The organism is Streptomyces sp. NBC_00691 (assembly GCF_036226665.1).
GTDB lineage: Bacteria > Actinomycetota > Actinomycetes > Streptomycetales > Streptomycetaceae > Streptomyces.
Genome location: NZ_CP109007.1, coordinates 5,524,395 through 5,535,302 on the forward strand (window position 1 = coordinate 5,524,395; position 10,908 = coordinate 5,535,302).

The following is a 10,908-nucleotide window of genomic DNA, read 5'->3' on the forward strand; positions in this document are numbered from 1 at the left end:
AAAGTCTAGGAGGGAGCCCGTCCCCGGCGGCACGCTGCGTGCCATGCCGAAGCACGACGACCCCACCACCGCGCCGCCCGGAACCGGACCGGCGCCCACCGCCACCGCGCCGCCGCCCCCGCCCGGCCCCGAGCCCGCCGCAGGCCCCGGCTACCGAGCCGTCTTCCGGGTGCGGGAGTTCCGGGTCGTGTTCGTCGCGCACCTCTTCTCGCTGCTCGGGGTCGTCGTCAGCGAACTCGCGCTCACCGTGCTCGTCTACGACCTGACCCGCTCCCCGCTCCTCTCCTCCCTCACCTTCGCGCTCGGCTTCCTCCCCTATCTCGTCGGCGGCACCCTGCTCGCCGGGCTCACCGACCGGCTGCCACCCCGCCGGATCCTCGTCGTCTGCGACCTCTTCTGTGCCGGCTGCGTCGCGCTCATGGTCGTCCCCGCCACCCCGGTCGCCGTCCTGCTCGTACTGCGCTGCGCCATCGCCGTCGTCTCGCCCGTCTTCAACGGCACCCGCATGGCGACCCTCGCCGACATCCTCGGCGAGGGGGACCTCTTCGTCCTCGGACGCTCCCTGCTGCGGATCGTCTCCCAGAGCGCGCTCCTCACGGGCTACGCCGTCGGCGGCGTGCTGCTCACCGTCGTCCCGCCGCGCGGCGCCCTCGCCGTCACCGCCACCACCTTCCTCGTCTCGGCGCTGCTGCTCCGGTTCGGCACCGCGCGCCGGCCCGCCCGGGCGTCCGGGGCCGCGGGCAGCGGGCTCTCCGGGACCTGGGCGGTGCTGCGGAACCGGCGTGTGAGGGCCCTGATGGTGATGTTCTGGGTGCCGCCGCTCTTCGCCGTCGTCCCCGAGGCGCTCGCCGCCCCCTACGCGGACCAGATCGGGGTCTCCACCGCCGCCCTCGGGCTCCTCATGTGCGCGCTGCCCGTCGGCACCATCACGGGCGAGCTCTTCGCCGGATCGTTCCTCTCCGCCGCCACCCGCTCCCGGATCGTGCTGCCGCTCGCCGTGGCCGGCGTCCTGCCCTACCTCCTGTACGCCCCCGAGCCCGGCGTCGCCCTGGCGGCCGCCGCTCTCTTCCTGGCGGGCGCCACCGGGGCGTACACCCTCGGGCTCGACGCCTGGTTCGTCGCCGCCGTCCCCGAGGAGCAGCGGGGGAGGGCCATGACCCTGATGACGGCGGGCATGATGACCGTCCAGGGCGTCGGCATGGCGGGGGCCGGGATCGCCGCCGAGTTCGCCCCCGTGCACGTGGTCGTCGCGGGCACGGGCGTCCTCGGCACGCTCTGCCTCCTCGTGGCCGCCGCCGAGCTGCGGGCGGCCGGGGCGGCGGCGGGGCCCGGCCGGGCCGGTCGGAGACCGAAAGGCGAGACGGGGCTGACCGGCATATGACCAGTCGGTAAGGTCGACGCGTGCCGAAGCCGCTCAGTCTCCCCTTCGACCCCATCGCCCGCGCCGACGAACTGTGGCAGAAGCGCTGGGGCCCGGTCCCCTCGATGGCCGCGATCACCTCGATCATGCGCGCCCACCAGATCCTCCTCGCGGAGGTCGACGCCGTGGTGAAGCCGTACGGGCTGACCTTCGCGCGGTACGAGGCCCTGGTGCTGCTGACCTTCTCGAAGGCCGGGGAGCTGCCGATGTCCAAGATCGGCGAGCGGCTGATGGTCCACCCCACGTCCGTGACGAACACGGTGGACCGGCTCGTGAGGTCCGGTCTGGTCGACAAGCGGCCCAACCCGAACGACGGCCGCGGAACGCTCGCCTCCATCACCGGGAAGGGCCGTGAGGTGGTCGAGGCGGCCACCCGCGACCTGATGGAGATGGAGTTCGGGCTCGGCGCGTACGACGCGGAGGAGTGCGCGGAGATCTTCGCGATGCTGCGTCCGCTGAGGGTCGCGGCGGACGACTTCGAGGAGAAGTAGGCGCTCGCGCCCCGAGGGCCGACCCGCCCGAAGATCGCCCGGAACGTGCCGTTACGCTCGACGGCATGAAATCCAGCGTGCTGACCCGTTACCGCGTGATGGCGTACATCACCGCCGTCATGCTGCTCGTGCTGTGCACCTGCATGGTCTTCAAGTACGGGTTCGAGATGGGCGAGGACGTGACCTTCGCGGTCTCCCAGGCCCACGGCGTCCTCTACATCATCTACCTGGTCTTCGCCTTCGACCTGGGCTCCAAGGCCCGCTGGCCGTTCGGGAAGCTGCTCTGGGTGCTGCTCTCGGGCACCATCCCGTTCGCCGCCTTCTTCGTCGAGCGCAAGGTCGTCGCCGAGACGCTGCCGCTGATCAGTGGCGCGCGGCCGGAGCCGGTCAAGGCCTGACACGGACCCCCGCACTGATGTGCGGGGGTTTCCCATCGACATTTACTAGGACGTCCTAGTAAATTCGAAGCATGGACGCTGACGCCATCGAGGAAGGCCGCCGTCGCTGGCAGGCCCGTTACGACAAGGCCCGCAAGCGGGACGCCGACTTCACCACGCTCTCCGGCGACGCCGTCGAGCCCGTCTACGGGCCCCGCCCCGGCGACACCTACGAGGGCTTCGAACGCATCGGCTGGCCCGGCGAGTACCCGTACACCCGGGGACTCCACGCGACCGGCTACCGCGGCCGGACGTGGACCATCCGCCAGTTCGCCGGCTTCGGCAACGCCGAGCAGACCAACGAACGCTACAAGATGATCCTGGCCGCCGGCGGCGGCGGCCTCTCCGTCGCCTTCGACATGCCCACCCTCATGGGCCGGGACTCCGACGACCCCCGCGCCCTCGGCGAGGTCGGCCACTGCGGTGTCGCCATCGACTCCGCCGCCGACATGGAGGTCCTCTTCAAGGACATCCCGCTGGGCGACGTCACCACCTCGATGACGATCTCCGGCCCCGCCGTGCCGGTCTTCTGCATGTACCTGGTCGCCGCCGAGCGCCAGGGCGTCGACCCGGCCGTGCTCAACGGCACGCTCCAGACCGACATCTTCAAGGAGTACATCGCGCAGAAGGAGTGGCTCTTCGAGCCCGAGCCCCATCTGCGCCTCATCGGCGACCTGATGGAGCACTGCGCGCAGGGCATCCCCGCGTACAAGCCGCTCTCCGTCTCCGGCTACCACATCCGCGAGGCCGGGGCGACGGCCGCGCAGGAGCTCGCCTACACCCTCGCCGACGGCTTCGGCTACGTGGAGCTCGGCCTCAGCCGCGGCCTCGACGTCGACGTCTTCGCCCCCGGTCTGTCCTTCTTCTTCGACGCCCACCTCGACTTCTTCGAGGAGATCGCCAAGTTCCGCGCCGCCCGCCGGATCTGGGCGCGCTGGATGAAGGAGGTGTACGGCGCCACGACCGACAAGGCCCAGTGGCTCCGCTTCCACACCCAGACCGCCGGTGTCTCCCTCACCGCCCAGCAGCCGTACAACAACGTCGTACGGACCGCCGTGGAGGCCCTCTCCGCCGTCCTGGGCGGCACCAACTCGCTCCACACCAACGCCCTCGACGAGACCCTCGCGCTCCCCAGCGAGCAGGCCGCCGAGATCGCGCTCCGCACCCAGCAGGTCCTCATGGAGGAGACCGGCGTCGCCAACGTCGCCGACCCGCTGGGCGGCTCCTGGTACGTCGAGCAGCTCACCGACCGCATCGAGGCCGACGCCGAGAAGATCTTCGACCAGATCAAGGAGCGCGGCCGCCGCGCCCACCCGGACGGCCGGCACCCGATCGGGCCGATCACCTCCGGCATCCTGCGCGGCATCGAGGACGGCTGGTTCACCGGCGAGATCGCCGAGTCCGCCTTCCAGTACCAGCGCTCCCTGGAGAAGGGCGACAAGCGCGTCGTCGGCGTCAACGTCCACCACGGCTCCGTCACCGGCGACCTGGAGATCCTCCGGGTCAGCCACGAGGTCGAGTGGGAGCAGGTCCGGGTCCTCGGCGAGCGCAAGGACCGCCGTGACGACGCCAAGGTCCGCGCCTCGATCGACGCCATGCTGGCGGCCGCCCGGGACGGCTCGAACATGATCGCCCCGATGCTGGACGCGGTCCGCGCGGAGGCCACCCTCGGCGAGATCTGCAACGCGCTGCGGGACGAGTGGGGCGTGTACACGGAGCCCCCGGGCTTCTGATCCCCCTTCACACGCGCGTGGGGCGGTACGGGAACTCCCGTACCGCCCCACTTCCATGAGGCGCCCTCAGCCGATGGCCGCCGCCGCGCCGAGGCCGCCCACCAGGAGCGCCGAGAGCCGCGCCACCCACGGCGCGTCGACCGGCTCCGCGCTCACCAGCGCTCGGTGCACGACGGCGCCCGCGATCACGTCGAAGATCAGGTCGTCGGTGGCGTCCACCGCGCCGGGGTCCCGGTCGGCCGGGAGCTCGCCGCGCCGCTGCGCCCGCATCCGGCCCTCCAGGACGAGCCGCTTCTGCCGGTCGACGATCGAGGCCCGTATGCGCTCGCGCAGCGGCTCGTCGCGGGTCGACTCGGCCACCACCGCCATCAGGGCCGTCTTGGTCTCGGGGCGTTCCAGGAGGGCGGCGAACTGCAGGACGACGTTCTCGATGTCGGCCTGGAGGGAACCAAGGTCGGGCAGTTCGAGTTCGTCGAAGAGGACGGCGACGGCGTCGACCACGAGCTCGCTCTTGTTGGCCCAGCGGCGGTACAGGGTCGTCTTGGCCACCCCGGCCCGGCCGGCCACGTCCCCCATCGTGAGCTTGGACCAACCCAGCTCGACCAGGGCCGCGCGGGTCGCCTCCAGGATGGCCGTGTCGGCCTCGGTGGAGCGGGGGCGCCCGGTACGGCTGCTGCGGTGGGTGCGGCGACACATCGACGACATGGACGTCGACCATACCCGCCGGTAGGTAACGCGCCAGAGGGGCCGCGTGTGAGGCAGTTCACCGTGCGGATCCGGCCCGCGCCCTCCCCCCGGCCCGCTCCGGGGAGTTACGCTACGACCTGTAGCGAAAGGCATTGAGCGGCCTGAGCGACAACCACGGCACCGGGTGGGGATCCGGCGCCATCGAGCACCGGGTGGGGACCCGGTGTGAACCGAAGACGAAGAACCGTGTCGCCCCCACGTCTCGCACACCGGCGGGAGACGTGCGGACGGCACGGTTCAGCCATGACTTAACGGTTACGTGCGCGGAAGGGGGAGGATGTACTCATGCAGCCCCGAAACATGTCCATGAGCGGCGTCGTCGACCTCGCCGCGGTGAAGGCGGCCGGAGAGGCCAAGGCGAAGGCGGAGCAGACGCGCGCCGCCGCCGCCCGGCAGGGTGGCCCCGCCGCCGTGCCCCCGTCCGCCCTGGTGATCGACGTCGACGAGGCGGGCTTCGAGCGCGATGTGCTCCAGCGCTCCGCCGAGGTCCCGGTCGTCCTCGACTTCTGGGCCGAGTGGTGCGAGCCCTGCAAGCAGCTGAGCCCGCTCCTCGACCGGCTCGCCGTCGAGTACAACGGCCGCTTCCTGCTCGCGAAGATCGACGTCGACGCCAACCAGATGCTGATGCAGCAGTTCGGCATCCAGGGAATTCCGGCCGTTTTCGCGGTGGTCGCCGGTCAGGCGCTGCCGCTCTTCCAGGGCGCCGTGCCCGAGGCCCAGATCCGCGAGACCCTCGACCAGCTGATCCAGGTCGGCGAGGAGCGGTTCGGTCTGACCGGCATCGTCGTCGACGCGCACGGCGAAGACCCCGAGGGCGGGGCGGCCGCGGCCGCGCAGCCCGCCGGCCCGTACGACGCCCTCCTCGAATCGGCCATGTCCGCGCTCGACGCGGGTGATCTGGCCGGCGCCGTCCAGGCGTACAAGAACGTGCTGGCCGACGACCCGGCCCACCCGGAGGCCAAGCTCGGTCTGGCCCAGGCCGAACTCCTCGCCCGGGTGCAGGACCTCGACCCGGCCGCGGTCCGCAAGGCCGCCGCCGACGGTCCGGCCGATGTGACCGCGCAGATCGCCGCCGCCGACCTCGATCTGGTGGGCGGTCATGTACAGGACGCCTTCGGCCGTCTCGTCGAGACCGTGCGCCGCACGGTCGGCGAGGACCGGGACGCCGCGCGACTGCGGCTCCTGGAGCTCTTCGAGGTGATCGGCGTCGACGACCCGCGGGTCACGGCGGCCCGGCAGGCCCTGGCACGGGTGCTCTTCTAGCTCCTGCCGGTGCGCCGGATCGTCCGACGATTTGGCAGCAGGGTGACAAAAGGCGGCCGCGTTTTACCAAAACTTGGTAATCGCGGCCGCTGTTACTTGCAGTAAATCGAACCTGTGGTTCTGTCCGCATTCTTCCGGCGATCTGCTGATATTCCTCGCCACGCGAACGTACCCTCCGTACCCATTCGGCCCCGCCCCGCCATGACGTGGTTATCCACCCGTTACTAGCCAGTAACGAACCCCCTTGTGCGGGGGCCCGGAATGGACCACGATCGGCGACGCTCGGTCCGAACCGCACCACCCCGGCAACCAACCGGGAAGCGGCGAGGGTCCCCACCGGGTGGACCGGTGTTCCGGCACCGGTCGTGGACAGGGGGGTTCCCGCTCTCATCGAACGGGGCCTGTCCAATCAGGTCGCGCTCCAAGGCGCGGCCCATGGTTGTCGCTCGGGGGTGATCGCCGGTGATTCGGACGCGCAACGCGCCGCCTGATGCCTCGGCGCTCTCCTTCCCGAGGACGTAGCTCTTCTCCCATCCCAGGACGGGCCCCTGGCCCTTCCGGAGATGTACGTCCGAGAAGGAGGAATTCTCATGAAGTCCCAGGTTCGTGGCGGGACCAGATGGAAGCGGTTCGCCGTCGTCATGGTCCCGAGTGTGGCCGCGACGGCCGCGATCGGTGTCGGCCTGGCCCAGGGCGCGCTCGCCGCGTCCTTCAGCATCTCCGGCCAGGAGTTCAAGGTCTCGGCCAACAGCCTTGTCGGTACGGACTTCGTCCAGTACGGCAGCGTCGACGCCGGTAAGGACCTCGAGGGCAAGGACTTCGCCGCCCCGGTGGCGGTGTCCGGCTTCTCCGAGGCCTGGATCACGAACATGTGCCAGTCGGTCGTGACGCCGAAGGTGCCGTTCATCGGTGACGTCACCCTCCGTCTGGAGGCCGGTACCGAGGCCGCCAAGAGCGGCAAGGCCGAGGACAAGGTCTACGCGAAGGGCATCTACCTCGATGTCTCCGAGCTCAAGGCCGACGCCGAGTTCACCAACATCGACATCGGCATCGCCGCCGGCGACCTGCACAAGGTCAACGGCCAGCCGGTTCCGGGCAAGCCGGGCATCCAGCCCAACACCAAGGCCAACCCGTACGGCTTCGGCCAGCGTGCCGAGCAGGCGACGCTGAACAACGTGGAGCAGAAGGCGTGGGCCACCACGGCCGGCACCTTCAAGCTCCCCGACCTTCACCTGTCCCTGCACCGGGGCACCTCGAAGGAGTGCTACTAGGACTGACCGGTCCGCGAGGACCAGGTCGTCCTGGGGGTGGGACCGCTCCGTGCGGTCCCACCCGCGAGGCCCCTTCTCTTCAACTTCTCAGCAACACCGCTTCCAGGGAGCTGTTCCATGAGCGCCGAGATCCCCGCCTCCCGCGAAGTCCCCAAGAAGGAGAACCGGTTCAAGGTCTGGCGGCAGACCCGGCCCTTCTGGGCGGGACTGTTCACCATGATCGGCGGCGTGCCGATCGCCTACCTTCCGTACGGGGACATGCGGCTCGGCAATGTCACCCTCGCCATGCAGACGACCGCCGGAGCCGGCGCGCTGATCATCGGCGTCCTGCTCATCACGCTCGGTCTGACGATGTGGTTCCAGCCCATCGTCCGAGTGTTCGCGGGAGTCGCGACGATCGTCCTGGCGCTCGTCTCCATCCCGGTCTCGAACTTCGGTGGCCTGGTCATCGGCTATCTGTTCGCGGTCATCGGCGGCGGCATGTCCGCCGCGTGGGCACCCGCCCCGCCGGCCGAGGAGACCGACGAGGCAGAGGCCGACGCAGAGCACGACGGTCAGCCGGAGGCCTCCGACGAGGCAGCCCCCGCCCTCGACCCCGAGACCGCGGCCATGGTGGCGGCCGTATTCCCGGAGCAGCGCGAGGGCGCGCAGCCGCTGACCGACACGACGATCGACGCCAAGGGCGGGAGGAACAGTGCGGGGTGACGAGACTCAGTCGGCGCTCGCGAAGGAGGGCCCGCGGCACGCGGCCCCGCGCAAGTCGCTGCTGAACAGGATCCAGGGCCCCGCGGGCAAGGCGATGGCGCTGGCCGCCATGCCGACCGCGGTGTTCGTGGGCATGGGCCTCACGCCCAGGCTCGCCCTCGCCGACGAGAAGGACATCCCCTTCGCACCCGGCCCCTGCGTGACGCGCTCGGACGAGCCGGCGCAGGAGGAGACGACGAAGCCGGCCGAGACGGCGAAGCCGACGCCCTCCTCCACCGCGACGCCTTCCGCGACCGCGACGGCCACCCCGACCGCCACCGCGACCCCCACCGCCACCGGAAGCCCGGCGCCGACCGCGACCGAGACCGAGCAGGCGGCCACGCGACAGCGCGACGAGGCGAAGACCACCGCCGCGCCGACCGCGACGACGGCCCCGACGGCCCCGACGGCCACACCCACGCCGACGAAGTCGAAGAACCCGCTCGACCCGCTGGGCGTCGGCGACGCGCTCAAGGACCTGTTCGACGGCCCGGACCCCAAGCCGACGGAGACGCCCACCACGGCGGCCCCGACGACCCAGGCACCCGCCCCGAGCACCTCCGCGACGCCCCCCGCCGACAAGCCGGACACCGCCGACGAGACGGACGGGACCACGCCGCCGAAGGCGACCGCCGGCCCGGGCGTGGAGACGAAGAAGCAGATCGAGAAGGCCGCCGAGGAGGCGGGCGCGAAGGTCCAGGAACTGCCGGAGAGCGCCAAGGGCCTGGACGCCAAGAAGGACGAGTCCATACCCGACGGCGCCAAGCCCCGGTTCCCGTGCCCCGAGGCGGACCCCGAGGCGCTCGCCGCCGCCGACCTGGAGCCGGGCGTCCCGCTGCTCCCGGACGAGCCGTGGCGGCTGGAGAGCACGCTGCTCACCCTGAAGGGTCTCAAGTACCACGGCATCGTCGAGGTCAAGACGGGCAGCGGCAAGATCAAGAAGGTCCTGAAGTTCACCTCGACCGGTATCGACATCAAGGACCTGCACCAGCTGACGGTCCACTCCGAGGGCCGCACGGGTCACGTCCGCTCCGACAAGGGCTCGACGTCGACCATCACCAACGGCACGGTGACGATGTACACGGAGGAGCTGAAGGGCAACCTCTTCGGCATCATCCCGATCACCTTCAGCCCGGAGAGCCCGCCCCCGCTGGACGTGCCCTTCGCCTTCTTCACCCAGGTGAAGCTCAAGCAGGCGGGCCAGTTCGGCGGCACCCTCAAGGTCCCGGGCCTCCGCAACACGATCGAGCCCAGCTGAGCCCCGTACCCCTTCCGTACGACGAAGCCCCCGTCCGCACAGTGCGGACGGGGGCTTCGTCGCGAGGTCAGGCGTGCTCGCCGCCACCGAGGTGGTGGACGCGGACCATGTTCGTCGTGCCGGGGACGCCGGGGGGCGAGCCGGCGGTGATGATCATGGTGTCGCCGGCGTTGTGGCGCTGGAGCTTCAGGAGCTCGGCGTCCACCAGGTCGACCATCGCGTCCGTGTTGTCCACGTGCGGGACGACGAAGGACTCGACGCCCCAGCTCAGGGTGAGCTGGTTGCGGGTGTTCTCGTCCGTGGTGAAGGCGAGGATCGGCTGCTGGACGCGGTAGCGCGAGAGGCGGCGGGCGGTGTCGCCGGACTGGGTGAAGGCGACCAGGGCCTTGCCGCCCAGGAAGTCGGCGATCTCGCAGGCCGCGCGGGCGACGGAACCGCCCTGGGTACGCGGCTTCTTGCCGGGCACCAGGGGCTGGAGGCCCTTGGAGAGCAGCTCCTCCTCGGCCGCGGCGACGATCTTCGACATCGTCTTCACGGTCTCGATCGGGTACGCGCCGACCGAGGACTCGGCCGACAGCATGACCGCGTCCGCGCCGTCGAGGATCGCGTTGGCGACGTCGCTCGCCTCGGCGCGGGTCGGCCGCGAGTTGGTGATCATCGACTCCATCATCTGGGTCGCGACGATCACCGGCTTGGCGTTGCGGCGGCACATCTCCACGAGGCGCTTCTGCACCATCGGGACCTTCTCGAGCGGGTACTCGACGGCGAGGTCGCCGCGGGCCACCATGACCGCGTCGAAGGCCGCGACGACGGCCTCCATGTTCTCCACGGCCTGCGGCTTCTCGACCTTGGCGATGACGGGGACCCGGCGGCCCTCCTCGTCCATCACCTTGTGGACGTCCTTGACGTCGTCGGCGTCACGGACGAAGGAGAGCGCGACCATGTCGCAGCCCATGCGGAGCGCGAAGCGGAGGTCGTCGACGTCCTTCTCGGACAGCGCGGGGACGTTGACCGCCGCACCGGGCAGGTTGATGCCCTTGTGGTCGGAGATGACACCGCCCTCGACGACGATGGTCTTGACCCGGGGGCCCTCGACCTCGACGACCCGCAGCTCGACGTTGCCGTCGTTGATCAGGACCTGGTCGCCCTTGGAGACATCGCCGGGCAGGCCCTTGTAGGTGGTGCCGCAGATGGACTTGTCACCGGGGACGTCCTCGGTGGTGATGGTGAACTCGTCACCGCGCACCAGCTCGACCGGGCCCTCGGCGAAGGTCTCGAGACGGATCTTGGGGCCCTGGAGGTCGGCGAGCACGCCGACGGCACGACCGGTGTCCGCGGAGACCTGCCGGACGCGGTCGTACCGCTCCTGGTGTTCCGCCTGGGAACCGTGGCTGAAGTTGAATCGGGCCACGTTCATGCCGGCCTCGATGAGAGCCTTCAGCTGCTCATAGGAGTCGACGGCGGGGCCCAGCGTGCAGACGATTTTGGAACGGCGCATGAGGCGGATCCTATCGGTTTGTTTCGCTGCGGAATATTCCGACTGG

General features: G+C 70.5%; 10 protein-coding genes. 8 read left to right on the forward strand and 2 right to left on the reverse strand.

Annotated elements, in window-relative coordinates; translation table 11 throughout:
• Nucleotides 1-43 precede the first annotated feature (43 nt).
• The 4 genes from OG392_RS25185 (at nucleotide 44) to OG392_RS25200 (ending at nucleotide 4,081) form a co-directional block, all read left to right on the forward strand.
• Entirely contained in the window at nucleotides 44-1,381 is a 1,338-nt protein-coding gene (locus tag OG392_RS25185) for an MFS transporter (protein ID WP_329283147.1), read from the forward strand.
• A 20-nt stretch (nucleotides 1,382-1,401) separates the two neighbouring features.
• Nucleotides 1,402-1,911 carry a MarR family winged helix-turn-helix transcriptional regulator gene (locus tag OG392_RS25190; protein ID WP_329283148.1) on the forward strand — a complete coding sequence of 170 codons (510 nt, stop codon included), beginning with the start codon at nucleotides 1,402-1,404 and terminating at the stop codon, nucleotides 1,909-1,911.
• 65 nt (nucleotides 1,912-1,976) lie between these two features.
• Complete coding sequence (locus tag OG392_RS25195) at nucleotides 1,977-2,309, forward strand: DUF3817 domain-containing protein (protein ID WP_329283150.1); 333 nt, start codon at nucleotides 1,977-1,979, stop codon at nucleotides 2,307-2,309.
• Between the two features lie 71 nt (nucleotides 2,310-2,380).
• On the forward strand, nucleotides 2,381-4,081 hold the full coding sequence (locus OG392_RS25200; RefSeq protein ID WP_329283151.1) for an acyl-CoA mutase large subunit family protein: 1,701 nt from the start codon (nucleotides 2,381-2,383) through the stop codon (nucleotides 4,079-4,081).
• Between the two features lie 66 nt (nucleotides 4,082-4,147).
• On the opposite strand, the gene OG392_RS25205 is transcribed toward OG392_RS25200, so the two are convergent.
• Nucleotides 4,148-4,777: a TetR/AcrR family transcriptional regulator gene (locus OG392_RS25205; RefSeq protein ID WP_329287441.1), complete on the reverse strand. Its 630-nt coding sequence runs from the start codon at nucleotides 4,775-4,777 to the stop codon at nucleotides 4,148-4,150.
• A 336-nt stretch (nucleotides 4,778-5,113) separates the two neighbouring features.
• Here OG392_RS25205 and OG392_RS25210 point away from each other — a divergent pair, with 336 nt between their 5' ends.
• The 4 genes from OG392_RS25210 (at nucleotide 5,114) to OG392_RS25225 (ending at nucleotide 9,364) form a co-directional block, all read left to right on the forward strand.
• On the forward strand, nucleotides 5,114-6,091 hold the full coding sequence (locus OG392_RS25210; protein WP_329283152.1) for a tetratricopeptide repeat protein: 978 nt from the start codon (nucleotides 5,114-5,116) through the stop codon (nucleotides 6,089-6,091).
• 590 nt (nucleotides 6,092-6,681) lie between these two features.
• Nucleotides 6,682-7,362, forward strand: a complete 681-nt coding sequence (locus OG392_RS25215) for a DUF6230 family protein (RefSeq protein WP_329283154.1) — start codon at nucleotides 6,682-6,684, stop codon at nucleotides 7,360-7,362.
• A 117-nt stretch (nucleotides 7,363-7,479) separates the two neighbouring features.
• Entirely contained in the window at nucleotides 7,480-8,067 is a 588-nt protein-coding gene (locus OG392_RS25220) for a DUF6114 domain-containing protein (RefSeq protein WP_329283156.1), read from the forward strand.
• A complete protein-coding gene (locus OG392_RS25225) occupies nucleotides 8,057-9,364 on the forward strand; it encodes a hypothetical protein (protein ID WP_329283158.1) in 1,308 nt (435 codons plus the stop codon). Before OG392_RS25220 ends, OG392_RS25225 begins: the two co-directional genes overlap by 11 nt.
• A 67-nt stretch (nucleotides 9,365-9,431) precedes the next feature.
• Here OG392_RS25225 and pyk read toward each other — a convergent pair whose 3' ends face one another.
• The gene (gene pyk, locus OG392_RS25230; RefSeq protein ID WP_329283160.1) at nucleotides 9,432-10,862 is read right to left on the reverse strand and encodes a pyruvate kinase; all 1,431 of its coding nucleotides are present in this window, start codon (nucleotides 10,860-10,862) and stop codon (nucleotides 9,432-9,434) included.
• Nucleotides 10,863-10,908 lie beyond the last annotated feature (46 nt).

Excerpts from the sequence above, each read along its gene's own strand:
- OG392_RS25195 (WP_329283150.1), top strand. The coding sequence starts at position 1,977 with ATGAAATCCAGCGTGCTGACCCGTTACCGCGTGATGGCGTACATCACC.
- OG392_RS25200 (WP_329283151.1), top strand. The coding sequence starts at position 2,381 with ATGGACGCTGACGCCATCGAGGAAGGCCGCCGTCGCTGGCAGGCCCGT.
- OG392_RS25215 (WP_329283154.1), top strand. The coding sequence starts at position 6,682 with ATGAAGTCCCAGGTTCGTGGCGGGACCAGATGGAAGCGGTTCGCCGTC.
- OG392_RS25210 (WP_329283152.1), top strand. The coding sequence starts at position 5,114 with ATGCAGCCCCGAAACATGTCCATGAGCGGCGTCGTCGACCTCGCCGCG.
- OG392_RS25220 (WP_329283156.1), top strand. The coding sequence starts at position 7,480 with ATGAGCGCCGAGATCCCCGCCTCCCGCGAAGTCCCCAAGAAGGAGAAC.
- pyk (WP_329283160.1), bottom strand. The coding sequence starts at position 10,862 with ATGCGCCGTTCCAAAATCGTCTGCACGCTGGGCCCCGCCGTCGACTCC.
- OG392_RS25205 (WP_329287441.1), bottom strand. The coding sequence starts at position 4,777 with ATGTGTCGCCGCACCCACCGCAGCAGCCGTACCGGGCGCCCCCGCTCC.
- OG392_RS25185 (WP_329283147.1), top strand. The coding sequence starts at position 44 with ATGCCGAAGCACGACGACCCCACCACCGCGCCGCCCGGAACCGGACCG.